This window comes from Ahniella affigens, from assembly GCF_003015185.1.
Lineage (GTDB): Bacteria > Pseudomonadota > Gammaproteobacteria > Xanthomonadales > Ahniellaceae > Ahniella > Ahniella affigens.
On the sequence record NZ_CP027860.1, the window covers coordinates 1,068,182 to 1,089,688 of the forward strand.

Annotated in this window: 19 protein-coding genes; 7 read left to right on the forward strand and 12 right to left on the reverse strand. The window is 59.9% G+C overall.

What is annotated here, in order from left to right; translation table 11 throughout:
- The first annotated feature begins 128 nt into the window (after nucleotides 1-128).
- The 3 genes from C7S18_RS03995 (at nucleotide 129) to C7S18_RS04005 (ending at nucleotide 2,572) form a co-directional block, all read left to right on the forward strand.
- On the forward strand, nucleotides 129-719 hold the full coding sequence (locus C7S18_RS03995; protein ID WP_106890333.1) for a hypothetical protein: 591 nt from the start codon (nucleotides 129-131) through the stop codon (nucleotides 717-719).
- Nucleotides 720-803: 84 nt separating this feature from the next.
- Nucleotides 804-1,826 (forward strand): sensor histidine kinase, encoded by a 1,023-nt coding sequence (locus C7S18_RS04000; protein ID WP_170113094.1) that lies wholly within the window; start codon nucleotides 804-806, stop codon nucleotides 1,824-1,826.
- On the forward strand, nucleotides 1,823-2,572 hold the full coding sequence (locus tag C7S18_RS04005) for a LytR/AlgR family response regulator transcription factor (protein WP_106890335.1): 750 nt from the start codon (nucleotides 1,823-1,825) through the stop codon (nucleotides 2,570-2,572). Before C7S18_RS04000 ends, C7S18_RS04005 begins: the two co-directional genes overlap by 4 nt.
- On the opposite strand, the gene C7S18_RS04010 is transcribed toward C7S18_RS04005, so the two are convergent.
- Nucleotides 2,569-3,492 (reverse strand): LysR family transcriptional regulator, encoded by a 924-nt coding sequence (locus tag C7S18_RS04010; protein ID WP_106890336.1) that lies wholly within the window; start codon nucleotides 3,490-3,492, stop codon nucleotides 2,569-2,571. The two genes, C7S18_RS04005 and C7S18_RS04010, sit on opposite strands and share 4 nt — an antisense overlap.
- Nucleotides 3,493-3,621: 129 nt before the next feature.
- On the opposite strand from C7S18_RS04010, the gene C7S18_RS04015 reads away from it, so the two are divergent.
- From C7S18_RS04015 to C7S18_RS04025, 3 genes are all read left to right on the forward strand, one after another.
- Entirely contained in the window at nucleotides 3,622-4,380 is a 759-nt protein-coding gene (locus C7S18_RS04015; RefSeq protein WP_106890337.1) for an SDR family NAD(P)-dependent oxidoreductase, read from the forward strand.
- Between the two features lie 374 nt (nucleotides 4,381-4,754).
- Entirely contained in the window at nucleotides 4,755-5,741 is a 987-nt protein-coding gene (locus tag C7S18_RS04020) for a heme-binding protein (RefSeq protein WP_106890338.1), read from the forward strand.
- 513 nt (nucleotides 5,742-6,254) lie between these two features.
- Nucleotides 6,255-7,688 carry a choice-of-anchor D domain-containing protein gene (locus tag C7S18_RS04025; RefSeq protein ID WP_170113095.1) on the forward strand — a complete coding sequence of 478 codons (1,434 nt, stop codon included), beginning with the start codon at nucleotides 6,255-6,257 and terminating at the stop codon, nucleotides 7,686-7,688.
- A 487-nt stretch (nucleotides 7,689-8,175) separates the two neighbouring features.
- Here C7S18_RS04025 and C7S18_RS04030 read toward each other — a convergent pair whose 3' ends face one another.
- Together C7S18_RS04030 and C7S18_RS04040 are read right to left on the reverse strand one after the other, a co-directional pair.
- Nucleotides 8,176-8,622 (reverse strand): hypothetical protein, encoded by a 447-nt coding sequence (locus C7S18_RS04030; protein WP_106890340.1) that lies wholly within the window; start codon nucleotides 8,620-8,622, stop codon nucleotides 8,176-8,178.
- Between the two features lie 969 nt (nucleotides 8,623-9,591).
- Nucleotides 9,592-10,278 carry a hypothetical protein gene (locus C7S18_RS04040; protein ID WP_146151743.1) on the reverse strand — a complete coding sequence of 229 codons (687 nt, stop codon included), beginning with the start codon at nucleotides 10,276-10,278 and terminating at the stop codon, nucleotides 9,592-9,594.
- Between the two features lie 102 nt (nucleotides 10,279-10,380).
- Between C7S18_RS04040 and C7S18_RS04045 the strand changes: the two genes are divergently transcribed.
- Nucleotides 10,381-11,355 carry an AraC family transcriptional regulator gene (locus tag C7S18_RS04045; protein WP_106890343.1) on the forward strand — a complete coding sequence of 325 codons (975 nt, stop codon included), beginning with the start codon at nucleotides 10,381-10,383 and terminating at the stop codon, nucleotides 11,353-11,355.
- 150 nt (nucleotides 11,356-11,505) lie between these two features.
- On the opposite strand, the gene C7S18_RS04050 is transcribed toward C7S18_RS04045, so the two are convergent.
- The 9 genes from C7S18_RS04050 to C7S18_RS04080 form a co-directional block, all read right to left on the reverse strand.
- Nucleotides 11,506-13,065: a radical SAM protein gene (locus C7S18_RS04050; RefSeq protein ID WP_106890344.1), complete on the reverse strand. Its 1,560-nt coding sequence runs from the start codon at nucleotides 13,063-13,065 to the stop codon at nucleotides 11,506-11,508.
- Nucleotides 13,058-13,774 (reverse strand): ferritin-like domain-containing protein, encoded by a 717-nt coding sequence (locus tag C7S18_RS04055; RefSeq protein ID WP_106890345.1) that lies wholly within the window; start codon nucleotides 13,772-13,774, stop codon nucleotides 13,058-13,060. The genes C7S18_RS04050 and C7S18_RS04055 overlap by 8 nt, the downstream gene beginning before the upstream one ends.
- A 594-nt stretch (nucleotides 13,775-14,368) precedes the next feature.
- Nucleotides 14,369-14,542 (reverse strand): hypothetical protein, encoded by a 174-nt coding sequence (locus tag C7S18_RS24390; RefSeq protein ID WP_170113096.1) that lies wholly within the window; start codon nucleotides 14,540-14,542, stop codon nucleotides 14,369-14,371.
- 10 nt (nucleotides 14,543-14,552) lie between these two features.
- Nucleotides 14,553-15,314 carry a prolipoprotein diacylglyceryl transferase gene (locus C7S18_RS24395; RefSeq protein ID WP_170113097.1) on the reverse strand — a complete coding sequence of 254 codons (762 nt, stop codon included), beginning with the start codon at nucleotides 15,312-15,314 and terminating at the stop codon, nucleotides 14,553-14,555.
- Entirely contained in the window at nucleotides 15,314-15,658 is a 345-nt protein-coding gene (locus tag C7S18_RS24400) for a hypothetical protein (RefSeq protein ID WP_170113098.1), read from the reverse strand. The genes C7S18_RS24395 and C7S18_RS24400 overlap by 1 nt, the downstream gene beginning before the upstream one ends.
- Before the next feature lie 47 nt (nucleotides 15,659-15,705).
- The gene (locus tag C7S18_RS04065; protein WP_106890347.1) at nucleotides 15,706-17,013 is read right to left on the reverse strand and encodes a sterol desaturase family protein; all 1,308 of its coding nucleotides are present in this window, start codon (nucleotides 17,011-17,013) and stop codon (nucleotides 15,706-15,708) included.
- 494 nt (nucleotides 17,014-17,507) lie between these two features.
- A complete protein-coding gene (locus C7S18_RS04070) occupies nucleotides 17,508-18,128 on the reverse strand; it encodes a hypothetical protein (protein ID WP_106890348.1) in 621 nt (206 codons plus the stop codon).
- A complete protein-coding gene (locus tag C7S18_RS04075; protein ID WP_106890349.1) occupies nucleotides 18,125-20,479 on the reverse strand; it encodes a M28 family peptidase in 2,355 nt (784 codons plus the stop codon). The genes C7S18_RS04070 and C7S18_RS04075 overlap by 4 nt, the downstream gene beginning before the upstream one ends.
- The gene (locus C7S18_RS04080) at nucleotides 20,476-21,480 is read right to left on the reverse strand and encodes a magnesium and cobalt transport protein CorA (RefSeq protein ID WP_240623977.1); all 1,005 of its coding nucleotides are present in this window, start codon (nucleotides 21,478-21,480) and stop codon (nucleotides 20,476-20,478) included. Before C7S18_RS04080 ends, C7S18_RS04075 begins: the two co-directional genes overlap by 4 nt.
- Nucleotides 21,481-21,507: the final 27 nt, after the last annotated feature.

Here is a 21,507-nt window from a genome sequence, read left to right on the forward strand (position 1 = left end):
ACTATGCTCGGTGGAACCGACGGGCCCGACACGCGATTCAGCGGCTTGCTTCGACCACTCGGCGAATTGCGCTGCCTGAGCGCCTGACGCGAGTGTCAAATTAGGCGCTCCACACGGAGGTTGAACCCATGAGAATCCTGATCACAATGATGGTGCTGGTTGCCACTACCCTGGTGTCTTGGCCCGCCCAAAGCCAACACCAAACGACGCCGGCGGCGACTGCCGCATCTGCCACACCGACGCACGAGTTTGACTTTCTGGTTGGGGACTGGACGCTCACCGTGCATCCGCGGATCAATGCCCTGGCAGCCATGATTCACGGCGCCCCTGAGCTGCTCGGAACCTGGCACGCCGAGCGCGCGTTTGCCGGCCAGGGGCTTGAGGACGAGTTGCGAATCACCGATGCCTCTGGCAATCCGGCCGGATGGGTCCGGACCTTGCGCATCTACGACCAAAGCTCGCGCAAGTGGAAGCAAGCAAGTGTCGATGTGCAGCGCGTGGTTACCAACCTTGGCAACGCCGAATGGCGCAATCAGGAAATGTGGCAGATCAGCGAGCGGCGCAATTTAGATGGCACGGTTCATCAGATCCGCTTACGTTTTCACGATATTCAAAAGGACCAGTTCAGTGTCCAGCAGGATCGTTCAGAAGATGGCGGGAAGACCTGGGATGAGGCGGTTCTGACCATGACGGCGACCCGTGCCGGGGCTGGTAATTGATGATCGCGCCGCAGGCGCGGCTTGCAATGCCATGCTCAGTCGTGTCTTGATTGGTGGTAATTGATGCGTCGGGAGTGGCTGTCGATGATTCATACGCCGTCTCGCTGGGCGTTGGGCGCCGTTTGGGCGATGATTGCGGTGCTGATTGCCGTGATGATGATGCAGACACATGGCTCGGGCTGGCACGACGCTTTTGCGGTGGCCTTCCGTCTCGTTCTGCTCGCTGCGATCCTGGGTTGGGTCGCCAGTCGGTTCTGCCGGCGTTTTCCATGGCCGCATCCGTTCCGAAGTCGATTCCTGCTCTTGCATGGCGCGGCGAGCTTGGTCTATGCCGGCCTCTTCGTGCTACTGAACCTGAGCGCCCTGAGCCTCATCCATCACAAGTTGGTGCTGACGTTGGGCCCGAGTCTGGCGTCGAACTTCGCACTCGGGGCGCTGCTGTACCTGATCGTGGCGGCGGCATCCTATGCCGAACATGCCAGCTCGCGTGTGGCCGCCCTTGAAGTGCAGGCCGCACGCGCGCAATTGGCGGCACTGCGTGGTCAGTTGCATCCACACTTTCTGTTCAATGCCTTGCACACGGTGGTGCAATTGATCGAGACCGACAGCAAAGCGGCCGTTCGGGCTGCCGAAGGCTTGGCGGAGGTGTTGCGCGAAGCCGTGGACGAAGCGCGGATGTTGCGTCCATTAAGAGTCGAGCTGGCCTTTGTGAAGCGGTACCTGAGTCTCGAATCACTGCGTTTTGGACCGCGCCTCGAATTTGCCGTGGACTGCCCGGACGCGGTTGCCGAAGCGCTCGTTCCCTCTTTCGCCATCCAGACCCTGATCGAGAACGCGGTTCGGCACGGCGCGGCGCCTTCGATGACTGTCACGCGGATTTGTCTGCTGATTGAGTCCGATTCATCGAGTCTGCGAATTTCGGTGCAGGACGATGGCGTGGGTTGGGACGAGGCAAGGCCGGCAACACCCGGCGGCTTGCAGCGCCTTCGCGATCAGCTGCGCGTCCTGTATGGCTCGGCGGCCAGCGTCGCGGTGACCAGTCAAGTGGGGCAGGGTTATCGGGTGCAGCTGACGGTGCCGCTGCAGACGGATGCGGAATCACTGTGAGCAGCGCGCGCGTCCGCACTCTGATCGTCGATGATGAGCCGCTGGCGCGCGCGGGGCTGCGGCGGATGTTGGCCGATATCAGCTGGATCACTGTAGTCGGTGAATCGGCCGATGGCGCCGATGCAGTGCGGCGCACCCAAACATTGGTGCCGGAGTTGATCTTTCTTGATATCCAGATGCCTGGACTGAGTGGTATTGAGGTATTGCGCCACTTGCCGCCGGGCCCGCGGGTCGTGTTTACGACCGCGTTTGCCGAGCACGCCCTGGCCGCATTCGAACTCGGCGCTCTGGACTATCTACTCAAGCCCTTTGGGAGCGAGCGCTTCGGCCGAACACTGGAGCGCGTGCGCGCCAGTTTGGGAGAGCCAGTGGCTGCCGGTGATCGATTGGCCGAAGCCCTCGGCAAGGGCCCTATGAGTCGCTTGTTCGCCCGCTCAGGCCGTTCCATTGTGCCCATTGCCGTAGCGGACATCATTCGGATCGAATCGTCGGGTGACTATGCTGCGGTTTTTGCGGGCGGCGAGCCGCATCTCCTGCACGTATCGCTGGATCGTCTGGCCGAACGCTTGGAACCAGAGCGATTTCTCCGCGTTCATCGCAGTCACTTGGTGAATGTCTTGCAAGTGCGGCGATTTGCCCGGCGCCTTGATGGCAACTACGAAGCGCAGCTCAAAGACGGGAGTGTGGTGCCCGTGTCCCGCAACCGGGCTGCGACCCTTAGGGCGTGGGTGGCGTCGAGTGGCTAATTCAGTTGTGACACGGGCAGCAGCGCGGGCGTCAGGACCGACGCCAGCCAGTTCATGAACGCGAGCACTCGTTTGGAGACATGGCGACGCTGCACGTACAGGAGATTCACCTCCATGGGGGCGGCTCGGTACGTTGGCAGCAGTTCCACTAGCTGGCCGGAGGCGATCAAATCGCGAACGCCGGTGTCAGGCGCTTGAATGATTCCAAAACCTGCCAGGCACGCGGCCAAGTAAGCCTCGGAGTTATTGACGGTGATGCGACCTGGCAGGTCGATTACATGGACAGTGCCGCGGTCCGGGTCGACGTACTCAAAGCCTTCTGATTTGCTGCCCAGCACGGGCACGTAGTGGATCAACTGATGGTGGACCAGGTCGGCGAGCGACTCCGGATGGCCATGGGCGCGTACATAGGCGGGGCTCGCGCAGTTCAGGATTGGAAAAGCGCCGAGTGGTCGGGCGATCAACGTGTCATCAACGATTTGGCCAACTCGCACCACGCAATCGAAGCCTTCGCGGATCAGATCAACGCGACGATCCGTACTCGACAACTCAATGTCCAAGTTCGGGTGCGAATTCAGAAACTCCGGGAGCCTGGGGATCACCATATTGCGCGCCATGCCGGCCGACATGTCGCATCGAATTCGCCCGGTCAGGCCGGCACCCTCGCGCTCGAACATCGATTGCAGGTCTCCGAACTCGGCGAGCAGATCAAGGCAACGCTCGTAGTAGGCACGACCGTCCTGGGTCAACTGCACTTTGCGAGTCGTCCGATGCAAAAGTCGGGCGCCGACCGCTTGTTCGAGTTGCTGCACCGAGGCCGAAACGCTCGCCTTGGGCAAGCCGATACGCTCTGCGGCTTGGGTGAAACTGCCAAGTTCGGCAACACGAACAAAGATCCGCATGGCCTCCAGTTGGTTCATGGTTCGGCTCCAATTGTTCGTCCTGAGCGAACAGTCTAGTCGTTCTGGCGCGATTTATTGTCAATCTTACTGACGATAGCGTAGCCACTCCGACCCATCACGGGTCTTTTCTGGGATCAGGAGACACACATGAACCGAAACATCGCAGTCATTACAGGGGGCAGCCGAGGGCTTGGTCGGAATACCGCTTTGCACCTGGCCAAGCAGGGCATTGATGTGATCTTGACGTATCACAGTCGGCTGGATGAGGCGCAGTCGGTGGTCGCGCAGATCGAACAGCTTGGCGCACGCGCACAGGCGGTGCAGCTCGATGTCACCAACAGTGCCGGCTTCGCTGATTTTACGAAGCGTTTGTCACAGTGTCTGGAGACCCACTGGCAGCAGCAGCGGTTCAACTACTTGATCAACAACGCCGGCATGGGGGCCCATGCGGCGTTCGTCGATACGACCGAAGCGCAGCTCGATCAGATGTACCAGGCCCATCTGAAAGCGCCGTTTCTGCTGACGCAGGCGCTGTTGCCGCACCTTGCCGATGGCGGTCGAATCGTCAATATTTCGAGCGGTCTGGCGCGGTTTTCGTTGCCTGGCTACGCCGCATACGCTGCTATGAAGGGCGGCGTCGAAGTACTGACTCGCTATCTGGCCAAGGAGTTGGGGCCGCGCGGTATTCGCGTTAACACGTTGGCGCCGGGCGCCATCGAAACGGATTTTGGCGGCGGCGCGGTTCGCGACAATGCTGCGCTCAATGCGGCCATTGCGAGCCAAACGGCGCTTGGCCGCGTCGGCTTGCCAGATGACATTGGCGGCGCGATTGCCGTGCTTGTGTCGGATGCGGCCGGATGGATCAACGGGCAGCGCATTGAGGTATCGGGCGGCATTGGGCTGTGATCGTGCGATGCGCCATTCGCGGCGATGAGGTGGGTCATTGGCCGGGTGCCGCCTTGGCAGAATACCGATCGGAATGCAGATTGCGCCAGGGCGACGACACTTGAGGCGCAACCCTGCCAAGTTCCCTGGCTCGCATCCGCGCGAATTCGCCTGAGAGGAATCCCGCCAAGCGGACACCACCTCTTAGAGCCGGACCGCCGCTGCAAATGGTCACATGCGCAATTAACGCATGAGTTTTGGGGGCCGCAGCGGCACGTTCGGCACTTTTGGGACTGCGCTCCTCGAAGCTGGTGTCGTCTGCCGCACGCTATTGCGCCAGGACGCCAGTTAGCCAGAGCCAGCACGCATTCAGGTTGGGTCACTTGGAGACGGTCATGCAGAACAAGATCAGGTTGGCGAACGTTCAAGCAGTTGGTCGCGAAGTCAGCAAAGCTGTTGCCGGGACCGAGATTCTCGGTCCACTCAAACTGCTTCCGGGAGTCTGGGCGAATTTGCCCAATCTGCCTGGGCGCGGTTGGAACATGATCGCGCTGCCGTTCGCGACGCCGCCCGGTTCGCCGTTCCCGTTCAACTATCGTCTGTTGCTCAATCAATACAATGAAGAGCTTCGGTTCAGCACCGTTGACTCCGGCGTGCCGAACCGAGGCATCGAGCGTTGCCGGAACTTGGTCGATGAGGCCGATCAGTTTGTCATTGCGCTCGACTACCAACAGACCATTCACCAGATCGCAGTCGCTGACGCACCGAAGAGTGATCTGCAGGGCAAAATCGGCGCCGCAATCCACTTCGAGCCCGGTCTGTGGTTGAACATGATCAATGAAACCCAGGACGGCCTGGACATTGCCCGGCTGGGGACCATTCCCCATGGCGATTCATTGCTGGCGATGGGGCGGGCGTGCACCATCGACGGACCGCCCAACATTCCGGTGATCAGCGGATTGCCCATCGGCGTCACGCCAGACATCGACAACAACCCGTACCTTGGTCCTTACAAGGCGTTTCATGGTCCGGCAAAGTTCGAAGGGTTGTTCGACCCGGCCATCCCGAATGACTTGCTGGCCGCTGCGAATCAGGGCGTGGATATTGCGCGAACCACGATTCTCGACGTGGACACGGACATCCCGACCGGCGGCATTCACAATATTCCGTTTGTCGTGAAGCAAGCCAATGCCACGCGTATGCATTCGACGTTCTGGATTCAAGAGCTCAATCAGACTGACGCTTTTGGCAAACCGATTCTTCGCCTGCAGTACTCGCAAGTGGTGTTCCTCGACTTCTTCCCGCGCGCTGACGGCCAACCCGGTTTGATTCGATGGCCGCACGTCAGTATCAATACCCTGCAGAAAGTGTCGGACGCCTGAAGTTCGTAGCGGGTAGTACCACAACGTAGGGCGCAATAGGCGTAGCGCACTGCGCCGCAAGACCGCGACGAGACATGTTTCGCGGGTATCGCTAGACCACAAACGGAAACCCGTTTTCCGGCGATTGGATCGATCTTCCGTGGCAACCCGTTCGGCGCAATGCACATTGTGTATTGCGCCCTTCGGCGCCATTTGGTGCAAGCTGCATCGGCTGCTGCGAAAAGCGGAACCGGATCACAGTTCGACCGCTTGAAACACGCCTGGTACGCCGAACGTCGGTGTGAATCTGAGGCATCCACCACTTGTGCGTGCGATTTGAGCGCGCTCGCCGTTTTCTGCACCAGATGCCTCGCTCCGCAAAGTCGGATCGGGCATCGGGCAGTTTCGAAGTCGCCTCGCTGTGCTGTGAATCGGTAGATGGTTGCAATGCGGGATTCAATCAGTCCCGGCATTGCCCAGATTCCGTCGAGCCGGAAACGAGCGATCACCTACCGATTGATCCGGAGTTGCGGCATGACCATTCGTGTAACCGTCTTGGGTTTGGCGTCGTTGGCAGCATTGGTGATGGCGCCGAATGCGCATGCACAGGTTTCAGAGAAACGACCGGTCGCCAATGTAGGCCCGGTCGAGATCGATTTCGGTCAGATCAACATCGGCGATCAGAAAGTAGTGCCAGTCACAGTCAGGAACCTCACGACCAGTACCATGACGTTCGCGGGCGGTGGCTTGCCTGGCAGCGTCGGCTTTGTTGGCAGCGGCGGTACGTGTGGTGGCAGTCTAGCCGCAGGCGGCACCTGTAACTTCAACTACTCGTTTCGGCCGCGCAGCAACAATGGCATTGAAGTCAGTGATCAGACCAGTTTGAGTGTCACCGCTGGAGGCAGCTCAATGCTGGTGCCGATTCTGGTGCGTGGTCGAGGTGTGGGTACCCTTGTGGACCTATGGCCGCGAACCATTGATTTTGGCGACACGTTTCTCGGGCAGAGCGTGACGGTCCCCGTGACAGTCACCAATCGGCGCTCGGCGACGGTCAACTTTGCGGGTGGCGGATTCAATGTCGCCAATGGATTCACCGGCGCTGGCGGCACTTGTGGCGGCTCGCTCGCTGCAGGCGCCACGTGCAACTTCAACTACATCTTCATCCCAGGCGCGCTAGGCGCCATCAACAATCAAACGAGTCTGTCCGCAACGTTGAGCGGATTGAGCATCAGCGAGAATTACTCGATTCAAGTGTCTGGTGTAGGGGTAGACACGGTAGGCGTGGTCAGTGTGCACCCGATCGCCATTGATTTCGGACGCGTCAAGCTCGGCATGTCGGCGCTCGTGCCGATCAAGTTCACCAACACCAGTGGCGTTCAGATCAACTACGCAGGCGGTGGGTTCAGCGAGATTGGTAGCGATGGTGGCGCTTTCTCGGGAGCGATCGGCGGCGGTGTAGGCTGTACCAGTAGTACTGCTGATGTCGGGTCGACGTGCGCGATCAACTACCGGCTTCGCCCTTATGAACTCCGTCAGTTCAATGGATCGACATCAATGGGGTTTTCCCGTCCTGGAGCCAATCAGAGTCAGCCCTATGCTTTTACCGGAACAGCCGTCGGAACGCTCGCCCAGGTGTCGCCCGAATTGGTGGATCTCGGTACCGTCGATTTTGGCACTACAGTTTCGGTTCCGGTGACTGTGTTTAATGACGGCGACACCGCCTTGACCAGTTTTGTTGGCGGCAGCGTCGCCAGCCCGTTCTCCTCAGTGTCGACGTGCACGGGTTCGCTCGCCGTAGGGGCAAGTTGCACCTATACCTATTCCTTCACTGCCACGACGTCCAGCCTTGGCGCGCAGACCGCACAAACCGCCATCACGTTTACCAACGCCCAGGGCATCGCGCCCGTGCACACGATCACGCTGAAAGCGCGCGGCACGGCGGTTTTGCTAAAGGATTCGTTTGAATAGCGTCACATTGGGGCCCGTCGCTAACGAGTGATAGGTTGATGCGAAAGACTCGTTGCAGGCCCGTCGCTTACATGTGCGCGAGTCTTGTGGGAGCGGCTTCAGCCGCGAATCAAGCTCGCCTCGATGCAACACACAGTGCAGGATTCGGACCGGGTAGACACTATGTTGCAGCAACGTAGGGCACGATAAGCGCAGCTCATTGCGTCGCAAGATCGCGACAGAGCAAGCTCTGGGGCATTGCGGGAAACCTCAATTGCGAGCGGTCTTCATGCATTTGATTGCTGGACTTCGGCAACCCGTTCGGCGCAATGCACTTCGTTTATTGCGCCCTTCGGACCTAGCAACCGTGCCGCAATCCCGTGCACTATTCCATGTGGGGCTCAATCTCGCGATTCGTCACCCCGGACTTGATCCGGGGTGAGGTTCGAACTCGCGAGAGCACTTCACAATACCGGCTTGCAATGGCGATCGTCAGCGCCGAATCGCGCTAGCGCGCAACATACATCGGCACGTCTTCTCTGCCGGTCGCAACAATCATTCGACGTATTTCTTCAGCAAGTTCCATGTAGCCCGGTACACTGATGATGCCTTCGCACTCATCATCCTCAGTGCCCAAAGCTAGGATCACGCTCCCAAGCCCGAGTTGGCGCCAGGGCGTGCGATCGGCGATCACCAGATACATCACGTCTTTGAAATGCAGCGTGATCTGCCGCGACGATAGAACGCCCACCTGTACTTCGACCCGGTCCGCAAACAAGCGTGACTGCCGCGTCTTGGCGCGGGCGAAGAGATACAGGCATGCAGTGAGACCCAAATAGAGTGGCCAGGGGCCGATAAAGCGCGCGAGGATGCCACAAAGGATGAGGATCGTTGCGTACTGGTAGATGTAAAGCCAGCCGGATGTTCGGAACTGCCTGAGCGGTGGATGGTTCATAGGAATCCCGTCATGTCAGCAATGGGTGGCGGGAGGAAAACATGCGGGACTTTCGGATGCAAGCGATGTCAGTTCGAAGCATCGGGTGCTCTGCTGACTCGGTAGTTTGTGCATTGCCCGGCCAAGAGTTGTTTGAATACGTCGATCCTGGACTGTCTGACCTGCACCGAGTAGGGAGCGCATCCGAACGCGGTGCTCAAGAATCACACAAGTCCTCGCTAGATTCTGCACAAGTCATTAATGGGCTGTTTCGCCGCCAAACTTTTCAGAGCAGCCCTGGCCCCCTGTCGGTTTGCCACGATCCAACTTCTGCTGTGCCAAGGGAACAGGCTGTGTGAAAACGCCTCTATCAGCCCGAACGAAGCAAAAGTGTTTGGGAGCTGGTGCCACTATTGTCGTCATCCTGGAAGCCGCGCAGCGGATTCCGGGATCCAGGGCGATCTTGCGACGTGCTCGCAACGATGGCGCACGGAGCACCAGATCGATCGTTTGACGCAAGATTGCTCTGGATCCCGGCTGCGCCAGGATGACGACAACAGGGGCTGTCACCGTGAAGCGCGGCTGACGCCGATCGAGCATTCCTTGATGCATGAAATGGCTTCAGGCAGCTTGCACAACATCCAAGTTCAAGTTGAGTCCACCATTGTGGTGGTCTTGCCCCGGAACATTGCGCACTAGGTTAAGCAGCGTTTGCTCGTTCGAACTGTTTGGGGCTGAAGTGCTGAAGTCGCCAGGCGACTGACACGATAGCCCGCGGCCTACAAGTCCGTGGGTCTGGTGGGAGCGGCTTCAGCCGCGAATCAAGCTGGCCTTGAGTTAACAGGATAACCAGAGGATCCGATAGGCGGTCGCTTCCCGTGTCAGCACATGGAAGCGACCGTGCTTGTCGTCGTTTCGTTTCAGGTGGCCAAGCAATTGGGCGAAGGATGACGGCGCTCGCCTTCGGTTCGCATTCGTTGTTGGAGGTCTTTAGGCAAGCGCATGCTGCTGTCGCAAGCTTCCGACCCGTCCCATCAGCTTCCAAATGGATATCAAGTGGAACCAAAGCCAGAGTGGGGCAGGCAGAAACACGGCATACATCATGCTGTGGTGCGGGCCGATGTCGGGCAGCAGAATCAACGCGAGGCTGCTTGCAACGATCAGAATGTCGGCGAGCCCAAACAGATTGGCAAACCACGCCCGGCGATTGCCATCGATGCCCGCGGCGACTGAGAACGCCGCGACCAGTCCGAAGAAGCCCGCGCCAATGTGAGTGATGCCATCGATGATGCCGAAGGTTTGTGGCAGGTGCCCCAGACTGGCTTGTGCCAGGAATCCCGCCCCAAAGAATACGCGGATGCCTTGGAGCAGTAGGAGTTGGCGTTGATCGAGACTGAGGAGCAGCTTTCGGATTGGTGTGATCAGCCACAGCAATCCGCCGACGCCGGCCACGCCACCGACAATGACGGCCAGAAACGGCGGACCTGAAATGTCGCTTGGGAACAGGTGTTCGCCGCTGAGGCCGACATGCAAGAGTAATAGCCAGCCGAGCAGTGCTGCAGCGATCGCGGCGCCCATTCGGCCGAGTGTTTTGTGGGTGGACAGTACCCAAAGGGTATAGACGATCATCAGAACGTCCAGACCGATCATGGTCCAAACTGGGGTAATCATTGACATCACTTTCGGTTCCTTATGGCGTCGTTGAGGCGTGCAGAATAGGAACCCGATGCAGTAGTATCCATCACTGAACTACCTAAATGCTTTGCAGAAACGACTGTCATGCTCGCCAGCGCCGATCTTGTGGATGATGTGCTCCGATCGCTTCGAATCAGCGGCAGCTTGCTGCTGCGCGAATCCTATGCGCCCGCGTGGGCGGTCGCGATTCCTGGCGCCGACACACTTGGTGCGCTGATGCGTGCCGCGCCCCGATCTCGTGTGGTGGCGTTCCATCTGGTCGAGTTTGGTCATTGCGAGTTAAGGCCTGACGGTGCGGAGCACTTCACGCTGACGGCTGGTGAACTAGCGATTTGCTTCGGCGGCATGCCGCATCGTCTCTCCCTGGGCAAACCCATCCGGGCGCAGGACATCGCGACGCTGTTGGCGGGCGGCGTCAATCAGCAACGAGCCGAGCACGTGGGCGTTGGTACCGCTTTGCTGTGCGGCGCATTCACGTTCCAACACACGCGGTTCAACCCGCTGCTCGATGCACTGCCGACGGTGTTGCGCGTCAAGCTCAGTCGTCCTGGGTCCTTGCACAACTTGACCGGCGTCGCGCAGTTGCTGGCCGCCGAGCTGGAGCGCGCACGCTTCGGTCAATCGTTCGTCGTCGAGCGACTGTTGGAAGTACTGTGCGCCGAGTCAATCCGCGCCCATCTCGAACAGTCTCCAGAGAACACTGTCGGCTGGTTCCGCGGTATCAAGGATCCCGTCGTCGGTCGTGCACTCGCGGCGATGCACAGGCGCCCTGGCCAAGATTGGACCGTGCCGCGTTTGGCCGCCGAAGTGGCGATGTCGCCCTCACGCTTCGCGGCAAGATTCACCGCGTGTCTCGCCGAGAGCCCCATGGCTTATTTGGCAAAGTGGCGCATGAATATCGCGTGCCGACAATTGACCACCTCCCATATCAGCATCGATACCATCGCCACCGAAGTGGGATACGACAGCGTGGCGGCGTTCAATCGCGCATTCAAGAAGCACGTAGGCTTGCCGCCGGCGACGTGGCGCGCGCGTGCACAAGTCGAGCCAACAACGTAGGGCGCAATAAGCGCAGCGCATTGCGCCGAAAGAACGCGACTGGGCGGGTTTCGAGACTATTGCCTAAGCCGAGAAGCGAATCGCTTGTTGGCGATCAAAATGCAGACCTGCGGCAACCCGTTCGGAGCAATGCCCTTCGGTTATTGAGCCCTACGAACTTACCTGGCGCTGTGCGACTTCTGGGCGCTCCTGCCAGCTGTCGTCCGACCGTCCCAACGCGTTGTACTCGCAAAACGACCAAGCCTGTCCTTTCGTGTCCAGGATATGGTGGCAACACGCCGAGATACGGTCTTGGTCGTACGTGTATCGGTCCATGAACGGTTTGATTGCGATGCCAAACACGTCTTGGGGCCGGATCAGTTTGCGGCCGACACGTGCCAGCAATCGGCTGAACCAGGAACCGCGGGTGCCGAGCATGTCTTGCATCTCGGTGCGGTTCAAGAGGGTTTTGTATGCGACGTCGTTCATCACTGCGTTCAAGTCGACGTGCCTTGCGATATTGCGGACGAGGCCAAAGCGGCGGGCGAACAGGGTGACCCAGCCGCAGTTCGGGTGGCTGCACGGGATCGGGAGGAAATCATCGAGCACGGCGCGCCCGTTCATGCCGGCAACGACGCCTTTCGCACAGTCGCTCAACGTGAGGCGACGATTGGGGTCGGTCGGGAGTTCGTAGCGGCCGGAGTAGAACGCGGGCTGCATCGCGATCAGGCGGACGTTTTTGTGTTTCAAGCCTTGTTGAACGACCCACGCGATATCCGCTTCGCTGACGTCCTGGCTCAAGGTCATCGTGAGTTGCATCGCGATCCCGGCGCGGTTCAGGCGTTTGATCACGGCTTCGCGCTGGCGCTCAGGTTTGGCTTTGCGGAGGCTTGGGTTGGTGTTCTGGTCGCGGCCATCGAACTGCAGCAATACGAGCACACGTTCGCGATAAGGCTTGAGGCGCTCGACCCAGTCGTCCTTGTTGAACAAGAGGCCATTCGTCGGTAAGTAGATTTTGCCGATGGCGTCCTGTTGTTCGTAGAGCCACTGCAACAGTTCCCAGAACTGCGGATGCAGGCTCGCTTCGCCGCCGGTGATTTGCACGGAATCGAGTCGGCCCTGCAGCGCAGCCAGGTCGATCAGATAGCGGCGGAATTCCTCAATCGCGATGATGCGATCGCCTTTGGAGTCGGAGTAGCACACGCGGCACGCGAGGTTGCACGCATCGGTGACTTCCATCAGCACCGTGCAGGTTTTATTGCCGATCTGATTCGTGTGGTCGATGGGCTCGGCGAGTGTTGTCCCGGTCGGCGCGCAGACCTCACCCGGCCCACAGCAACTGCTGGCGGCAAATGTGGGAATGTCTTGGCGCCGCATCTGGCCGTAGTGGCGGCCCCATTGATCCTTGCTGGACACGCGATAGAAGCGCCAGTCGTTTTCGATCAGCGCGCGTGAGGCGCCATGATTCAGACACCACTTGTGCATCCACACTTGCTCGCCATCGCGCACAACTGCGGCGTGGACATGCGTCAGGCATTCCGGGCACAGGCTCAGTGTCGTCTTGATCAGCAGGACTGGGTCTGGCAATTGGAATTGATCGCGGACGTCGGACTCGCTCCAAGTCTTGAGTGGCGCCGACAAGCGGCGCAACCGCGATTCCAGGCTTTCGGTCGGGTTAGGTGTCGCCGCGACCGACTCGACGCGCACCGGAATGCTGAGTGGCTTACGCACAGTGCAACACTCCGCGCATCACCGCCGCACACGCGCGGTAGAACCCGCGGCGGGCAGTCGGCCAATGTTGGGTTTCCTCGCGCAGCAGACGGCGCAATTGATTGGACGAGAAGTCGAGATTCGCGCGGGCCTCGGCGCGTTCATGCGAACGCAGTAGGGCAGCGGCCTCGGCCCGTGGCAGGAGGTGGAATACGGCGTCGTGCGTATACGACACATGGCGTTGTTCGTCACCGAGCACGGCGGCAACCGCTTTGGCAGGATACGGATCGGCAGCACGATTGCAGGCTTCCAGGTGGTATTCCAGCGAACGGGCCACGCGCTTTTCCAGAATGTGCGCGTGAGCGAGAAAGCTCGCGACGCGGCGGGTGCGCTGGTCGTCGGCCATCTCCGGTTCAACGTGCCAGGTTTCGGCAGAGTGTTGCCGGATCACATGGTTGAAGATGTGTTCGGGCGGCAGCTGCTGCACCGGTTCGCCCAGCTTCTGAATGGCTTTGGCATACAGCGCAATGTGCTTGTCTTCGTCCGCTTGGTGCTGGCGCATGGCCTCGGCCAAATCCGGGTCGCGCACGGCGGCAACCGGGAAGTAATCGTTGACCGCATGTGGGTACGCTTCGCCGCACAAGTACAAGTTCAGCACGCGGGCGTGCAGGACCGGGTCGGCGACAATGTCCTGATGCAGCTGATGTTTAATGCGGTCAATGAGGAACATGATTTAGATTGGAGCGCTTTGACAGTTAGTGGGGTACTTAGGGAGGGTCTGAATAAGTCCATCCTGGACTTTCAGACCCGCACTGAGTCCGGCACATAGCCTGCCCCGGCGAAGGCCGGGGTCCGGACTCAGTTCTCCAGAATCAACCACTTGCGTGTTTGATTCTGGGCGAGCCATCCATGGCCCGCATCGCCTCTGAACTTGTTCAGAGGCTCCTTAGCGTTGAACAACGGTATTGCCGTCACACTGCACTGGATTGCGGTTCGCGGCAGTAAGCGGCAAGAACGAATTCATTGATCAAATATGAGGAACGTTTCGCTATCAAGGGCGCCATCCTTGACACGTTCCAAACAGCAAAAGGAACAGCACAACGACCGCAAATGCCACATACTCCCCAGTGGAAAAGAGCTTGCTCTTGGACGGATCAGGTTTACCGTCCGGGTCTTGGGAATTGGTCGGTGCATCATTCTTAGGCTCTTCTGGGTTCATTGTGACATTCGCCCTTGATTTGCGGTTGTTCTGCTTCCGTATCGGCTGAAGTGACGTCGCGCGTACTTTGCATTGGCGACATCGGAACGCCTGGCGTGGTGGCCATCAGCGCCCACTCAGCGCACACGTGCCGAACAGTAGCAGCAGGCCGAGTACGATCAGCGCGCCGAGCACGCCAATGCCGATCGCGATGGCTTTCAGAATCCAGATCGCGACCCGTTTGAACTGTCCAGAGTGGTCTTCGTTTTGGGGATCAAATGGGCTTGGGTCTTGGCTCATGTTGAACGACCTATGCGGCGACGGTGCGGGGTGGACTCGGTGGCTCGGGCATGCGGGCAGGACGCTGATGGCGGCGCAGCCGCAGCGTGATCAGGCCGGCGACGATCATTAGGAGACTCAGCCATTGATACGCCGACAAGCCGGCGAATGCTTTCAGCGTGGCGCGCATGAATTCACTGCCGAAGCGGTAGCTGCCGTAGAGCACGAGATACAGCGCGAAGAGCCGGCCTTTCAGAACGCCCTGCCGATAGCAGTAGACGAACATGCCGCCGACGAGCAACTGAAACAGTAGCTCGGCGGGCACGGCCGGAAAGCGTTGTGTGCCATCGGCGGCAGTCATGGCCAGCGGGCCGTGCCACTCAATGCCTAGGCAACAACCACTCAGCCAGCAGCCGATGCGACCAATCGCGAGTGAGAACGGCAGCGCCATCGCGAATCGGTCGTTTGGCGGCAAGGGATAGTGGAGCAAGGGCTTGCAGAGTTCCGCGGTCAGAAAGCCGAACAGCAAGGCGCCCACAATGGAGCGGCCGGAGGCGAGCCAGTTTGCCCAGCCGGGAAACGGTTCGAGCGGCCACAAGGAGTCACCAAACAGCACTGCGACTTTGGCGCCAACAAGCGCGCCGAAGATCGTGATCATTTGAATACGGACATACGCGTTGCGTTGCGCGGGTTCGTATTGTGCAGCGGGCCGCGTGAGCAACAGCACGACCAAGCCGAGCACGATCAGTGGTGCATAAGTCCAGGTAATGTGCGGGGAACCGATGGTGCTCATCAGATTCGGCCCAGCCACGCCGCAACGCCAACGAAGCCGGCGAAGCAGGTGTAAGCGATAAAGTGTAGGCGTCGCTCGTGGCCATGCAGCGGGCCGTGGTAGACCCATTCGTCGATAAAGGCTGTGACCGTAAACACGGCAAGGGCGCCGCGGGTCAGCAGGGTATGTTGGTGATACAGGCCTGTCCAGAGCGCGATCACCGAGACGAAGATCAGGCCATGACTGAGCTGTTCCAGTTTCGGCACGCGGCGCGCCTTTTCGTGCAACCAGCCGTCGTACAAGGCCAGTGCGAGGTAGGGGCAGAAGGCAGCCCAGAGCGCGATCAATGTGTGGGTCTGGCTCACGGTTTGAGAGGTATTGAGTTTGGCTTGCCAACCAAGGTGCGCCGACTCTAGCAGTCGGCAGGCTGATCAGCGCGACTGGGGCTGTGTTTCGTCCACAGTAGCCAAATCCAATACCCGGGAGCGAGCAGAACTGCGACGAGGAGTACCACGTTTCGGAGCAAGGCAGTCGGCACGGCGAGATCGGAGGCGAGGCCGCTGGGGCCATGTCGCACATAGTTGAGATCGCCTGGGAGCCAGACGCTCAGCGTGAACACCAACACGCCGAGCAATGCGGCAATCGGCAGCGCGGAAGGTCTGAATCCGAGCCGTCGAAGCAACAGCGCGTGGACCAATGGTAGTAGCACATGAAACCAGGACAGCAGGCGCACGGCGGCGGACGTGGTGTCGGTGAACAGATAGCCGGTGCCACCGTGCCAGCCGTGACCGAAGATCAGGAATGCAGCCACGTCGCTGAGCCAGATGAGGGCCAGTACGGGGGAGCTCAACGCGGCGATACTGAGCAGCAGGCTCGATTCACGCAGAATCGCGACCAGGGTCAGCAGGAGGCCGACATGGCACCATTGGAGGAAATGCGTCGGGCCGTACGCGAGTCCGTAGACAGCCAGATAGATCGGCAGGAATAGGCAGGTCAGACTGACCCAGGCTGGGTGCAGTGGGCGGTTGTTTGAACGCGCCATTGCGCCGGAATCGTTCGCGCCGATGCCAATATCGGTCACTAGTGTCTTGCCGTTTCGGTATCCCCCGAAAATCAGATCCCAAACCGGGAAGTCGCTGTAGTTGTCGCGATGGTGATGGCGCTGGTGGTGAATGCGGTGCGACTCGGGTCGTTGGATCCATGGCCCCAGCCAAGCAGGCGTCCGCAGATTCATGTGTTGAAACAGCCCGTAGAGCGACGACAAGGCGGCGACAATGCTGGTAGGGAGTATGGGGAGATCGAGCACGAGGATGACCAATGCACCAAAGACCACGGCATTCAGGGCCATTTCGCCAATGCTCTGCCACATGACGCCGGCCGTGTCGAAGCGCTCGGGCTCATGGTGAAAGCGGTGCACCTGTCGCCACAGGAAGTCGCTGCTGTGCAACAGTCGATGCAGCAGCGCGTTGCCGAGCGTCGCGAGCAGAAAGCCGGACACAACATCGATTGCCAGGCCGTGGCCAAGGCCATTGCGCGGCGATTGCGTAAACCACTGGATCAGGCCAGCCGTGTTGGTGTTGATGACGGCGAGCACCGCAAACCGCAGCAACGCCAGAGCCTGCCATCTTGAGTCCCAAGATTGCGGCACCGCCGCGTAGCGCTGCTCGGCGATGATGAGCAGTGCGTATACGATCGGAACGCTGAGTAGGACCCAGATCATGGTGCGGGTGGTCGTGCGAAGGCAGTAGCGGACATTCTAAATGCGGCTGGGTTCTGGATGGCGAGCTGACTGAAAATACTTTGGGCAGTTTGATGAGCGTTCTCGTCGCACCAACGCGGCGCCTATTCGCGCATCAAACTGCTGTCCCGAGCCGGACGTAACGCTCGGCCTACTCGCCGTCATGCCACCGAAACACACTGTGTGAGAACGGTTGGAGTTTGCGGTGCAACCTCTTTGGCGTCATCCCGACGAAAGTCGGGATCCAGAATACTTGCGACACCGCTGCCAGATTGCCCTGGGTCCCGACTTGCGTCGGGATGACGCCAACAGAGTAGTTCGCCTTGCAATGACGTCAGACGCCATGAACGTAGCCGCCAAAGCCGTTCTCACGCAGCCAGGTTCGCTGGAATGTCGACAACAACAAAGCCTTGGATGATGTCTGATAATAGAGAAAGAAGTGCATCCGCCCTCGCTAGTGCGGGTTGGCGATTGCGTTACTTGCTGTTAGGGCTTTGGGCGCTTACCGCTTGGCGCAGCACGCGATACTTCACGTAGCTCAGCGCGCAAAAATACAGCAGGCCGCTAAAGATCATGCGCTCGGGGTGATCGACCCATAAGCCGCTGCCTGTCAGTTCTGCGGCTTCGCGCACGGCGTCGGTGATCATCAACGCGGGGACTGGAATCATGACACCGGCGAGCACGGTCACGATGTACGCGCCAGTGGAAATGCCCCAAATCAGCATTTGCTGGCGTTGGCGCTGCTTGTTCGCTTGCTCCCAAACGATGGCGAGTTTGCCAACGAGTAGCCACAAAAACGCAATGATTGGCCACCACGCGCCGAATGCATAGGCAATCGCCGCGGCCAGGCCGAGATAGCCAAAGCCAATTGCGACAATCCCGACGCTGCGCTTAGTGCGCGACATCTTGTCCGACATCGCGAGGTTCATCAGAAACGCCGTCGCATGGATGCACACGAACTCGAACACCATCAAGAGCATCAGTGACTTGATCCAGCCCGGACCGATCCACGCCGGCGCGATCCAACACAGCACGAACAAGCTCGCCGTGACAAGGTCGGGTATGACGGCAAACACCACGCCCAGCGAACGCGTCATGGTGCGGCTTCTGGCGCTGCACTCGAATCTGCCGCGATCGCACCCGGGCGATTCTCCTCAGGCCATTCGCTCGGCAACGGCAGCCATGCCAAGACGCCATCGCCAGTATGGACAGGCATGGCTTGCGCATTGATGCGTGAGGTATTGAGGTGCGCGAACGCTACCGGCAATTCTGGCGAGCGATCATAGACAAAGCCGCTCGGGACGTCGCCAGCAGGCAGCCGAATCGTAAACGACGCCTCGCTCGCATAGACTGCCCAGGACAAATAGCCACCGCTGAGTGCATCGCGATCATACTTGGCGCCCTGGCTGGTGCCGATGCCGTTGAATTTCACGGCACTTCGGCCCCAACGAGCCGGGTGCACGAACCCAATTACGGCAGCGCTGCGTGCGGACCGGAGATCGAATGTCCAGATCACGTCGTTGCCATCGGGCTCGCGGCCGAGCAATCGCAATGTTGGTAGTGCCACTTTGTCGGCCTCATTCAGTACCGGTCCGACCAGATTGGGTCTGGTGTTCCAGGGCAGGCTCAATTCGGGGCGGAGTTCGAGCCCGGTTGCCGTTTTGAACAACGGGCTTTCCAAGCGCACTTCGCTGCTCACGCTAAGGCGGCTGGTTTCGGGTCCTTGCACTAGCGTGATGGCCAACGGCATGGGTTCGTGCAGGGTGAACCGCGGTATGACGAACATGGACCCAAAACCGAGCGCGCAGATGAGCAGCGCCAAGAACTTGGTGCGGCTGTTGAACAGTTTGCTGGCTGCGTAGGCCACCGGCAACAAAACCATCGCGCTCAAGGGCGTCAGCGCAAACAGAATGCCGCTTCCAAGCGATTCGTAGAGCGACGCGAGCATGGGCCCGATCGTGATCAGCGCGCCGAGGCACAGCATGCTGCCGGCCCAATGTTTGCTTCCTGGCCGAATGATCAGCGCCAACGTCGCGAGCAATACGGGGATCAACGTCAGATACATCGCGCCAGGCAGCACCTGCCAAAGCAACAGGGACAGCAGCCACAGCAGCAACATCCAGCCAAAGAGTGCGTTCCAGGGCTGTGCCGGATCGACGCCAAAGGTCTTGAAGACGCGCGAACGATCGGCGGGCAGGAACACCACCGTCAGCAACATGAAGGCGAGGCTGGGCCAGAACAGATTGACCTGCCAGCGCGTCTCGACGAGCCCCAGGAGCTTCAGGGTTTCGAGCACCAGCCACGCCCCAACACCTTGCACCGCCAGCAGCAACACACCAAGCAACAAGCCGCCCAGCACCGCGATGAGGCGCGGTCGATGCGCGCCAAGTCGCGCATAGGCGATGCCCGCCAACACCAGGGTCAGCAACGCGATGGGAAGGCTCAGCGCCATTGGCCAGTAGACAATGAAGCGGCCGAACACATCGAAGTAGACGGCATCGGTCTTGGCCTTCAACGGCCCCGGTTCGGCAACAAAGGCCCGCGCCAGGGCGAGGGCACTGTCGCCTTGATCCTGGAGTGTTCGAAGGTCCAGGTGCTCCAAGTCATCAACCGGCGTGTGATAGCGCAGTGGACCACCGATGAAGGCCATGCCGACGCCCGTGCCGCCTTCAGCTTTGAACACGCTGAGATCGGTGTCGTTGGGTAGCAGTTTGTAGATTTCGTAATACAGCGACGATGTCGACGGATGTGGTAAATGCTGCGCGAACAAGCGCGCAAACGTTGCGTTGCCATCGGACGTTTCGAACAGGCGGCTCAGGCCGTTTGTGCCACGCGCTTCCATGTTGATGAAGGCGCGTACTTGTTTGGCTTCGGGGTCCTGCATAAACGCGCGGGCGCCAAGCAGGCCTGCTTCTTCGCCGTCATCAATCAAAACCAAGACATCGTGCGCCAACGGCGGCCCTGCTTTCAAAGCGCGGGCAATCTCCAGAATCGCACCCACCGACGCGCCCGCATCGCCCGCACCGGGGCCCGCGAACACGGAATCGTAATGGGCCGCGAGTACCACCAGCTTGCTGTGGTCTTTGCCTGGGATCCGCGCGAGTAGGTTGTAAGGCGTGCCGCACACGCCGTAACTCGCGCAGACAAAACGTCCGCGAATTTCCGGGTTGAGCTCAAGCCTAGTGAGCTCGGTCATGATCCGCGCCCGCACTCGGTTGTTCTCGACGCTGCCAAGTGGATGCGGGGTTTGCAGATCGAGCACGCGGCCCAGCGCATCGGCAGCACGGAGCGCCGAGAACCCGCTTTGGTCGGCGTCGGCAGGCACAGGCTTGGGCGGGGATTGCGCGGCGATGAGCAACCACAGCGCCACGGCGCAGATGAGCGCGCTGATGAGCGCACCCAGCGTCACGCCGCGTTGGGGCGCCTCGGTTTCGGAAGACCTGTTCATACCCACTTCGCCTTGCGCAGAATGGTGTAGGTGACGCCGACCACAGCCAGTGTGACGCCGATAAACACGAAGTAGCTCAACTCGCCCGGCAACTCTGGCATATGCTTGAAGTTCATGCCGTACCAACTGGCCATCAAGGTCGGAATGCCGAGCAGGCCCGCCCAGCCCGCCAGCCGCTTGACGACTTCGCCTTGATGCACCGTGACCATCGCCAGGTTGACGCTCATGGCGGCTGTCAGCATTTCACTCATGGTGTCGCTCGCTTCCTTGACGCGCATCGAATGGTCGAACACGTCGCGGAAGTAGGGGCGAACATCGTCGCGGATCAACATGGGATGGAAGCGGACGAGCTGGTTCGTGATGTCCTGGATCGGCGACACCGCGAGCCGTAGCGTGACGAGCTGTTTCTTGAGGTCGTACAGGCGCTCAATCGTTTCGCGCTTGTAGCTGCCGTCAAAAATGTCAGTTTCCAGTTCGGCCAACTCACTTTCGAACTCGCGCACGATCGGCATGAAGTTGTCGACGATGAAGTCCATCACCGCATAGAGCCCATAGCTCGGGCCGTGGCTCAGCAGGTCGGGCTCCTTCTCGCAGCGACCCCGCGCCGGCGCATAAGACAGCGACGCGCCGTGGCGGACCGTAACCAGATAACGCGGGCCAAGAAAGATGTGCGTCTCGCCGAACTCGATCTTGCCGGCCACAAACTGGGCGGTGTGCATCGCGATAAACAGCGAATCGCCGTAGACCTCGATCTTGGGGCGCTGGTGCGCGTGGTGGGCGTCTTCAATCGCCAAGTCATGCAGGCAGAACTCTTCCTGCAGCTTGGTCAGCAGCGCCTCGTCGGGTTCGTGCAGGCCGACCCAGACAAACGTATCGTTCATCTGCAGCACGTCGCTGATCTGCTCGATCGTGATGTCGGGAAGCCGCCGCCCGTCAACCGTGTAGGCGACACAATTGACCACCATGTTGCGACTGCCCTGATAGCGCACGTCCAGATTCATTTAGCCTCCGCTGCTTTGGTCGCCCAC

Excerpts from the sequence above, each read along its gene's own strand:
- C7S18_RS03995 (WP_106890333.1), top strand. The coding sequence starts at position 129 with ATGAGAATCCTGATCACAATGATGGTGCTGGTTGCCACTACCCTGGTG.
- C7S18_RS04000 (WP_170113094.1), top strand. The coding sequence starts at position 804 with ATGATTCATACGCCGTCTCGCTGGGCGTTGGGCGCCGTTTGGGCGATG.
- C7S18_RS04010 (WP_106890336.1), bottom strand. The coding sequence starts at position 3,492 with ATGAACCAACTGGAGGCCATGCGGATCTTTGTTCGTGTTGCCGAACTT.
- C7S18_RS04015 (WP_106890337.1), top strand. The coding sequence starts at position 3,622 with ATGAACCGAAACATCGCAGTCATTACAGGGGGCAGCCGAGGGCTTGGT.
- C7S18_RS04020 (WP_106890338.1), top strand. The coding sequence starts at position 4,755 with ATGCAGAACAAGATCAGGTTGGCGAACGTTCAAGCAGTTGGTCGCGAA.
- C7S18_RS04025 (WP_170113095.1), top strand. The coding sequence starts at position 6,255 with ATGACCATTCGTGTAACCGTCTTGGGTTTGGCGTCGTTGGCAGCATTG.
- C7S18_RS04030 (WP_106890340.1), bottom strand. The coding sequence starts at position 8,622 with ATGAACCATCCACCGCTCAGGCAGTTCCGAACATCCGGCTGGCTTTAC.
- C7S18_RS04040 (WP_146151743.1), bottom strand. The coding sequence starts at position 10,278 with ATGTCAATGATTACCCCAGTTTGGACCATGATCGGTCTGGACGTTCTG.
- C7S18_RS04045 (WP_106890343.1), top strand. The coding sequence starts at position 10,381 with ATGCTCGCCAGCGCCGATCTTGTGGATGATGTGCTCCGATCGCTTCGA.
- C7S18_RS04055 (WP_106890345.1), bottom strand. The coding sequence starts at position 13,774 with ATGTTCCTCATTGACCGCATTAAACATCAGCTGCATCAGGACATTGTC.
- C7S18_RS24390 (WP_170113096.1), bottom strand. The coding sequence starts at position 14,542 with ATGAGCCAAGACCCAAGCCCATTTGATCCCCAAAACGAAGACCACTCT.
- C7S18_RS24395 (WP_170113097.1), bottom strand. The coding sequence starts at position 15,314 with ATGAGCACCATCGGTTCCCCGCACATTACCTGGACTTATGCACCACTG.
- C7S18_RS04065 (WP_106890347.1), bottom strand. The coding sequence starts at position 17,013 with ATGATCTGGGTCCTACTCAGCGTTCCGATCGTATACGCACTGCTCATC.
- C7S18_RS04070 (WP_106890348.1), bottom strand. The coding sequence starts at position 18,128 with ATGACGCGTTCGCTGGGCGTGGTGTTTGCCGTCATACCCGACCTTGTC.
- C7S18_RS04075 (WP_106890349.1), bottom strand. The coding sequence starts at position 20,479 with ATGAACAGGTCTTCCGAAACCGAGGCGCCCCAACGCGGCGTGACGCTG.
- C7S18_RS04080 (WP_240623977.1), bottom strand. The coding sequence starts at position 21,480 with ATGAATCTGGACGTGCGCTATCAGGGCAGTCGCAACATGGTGGTCAAT.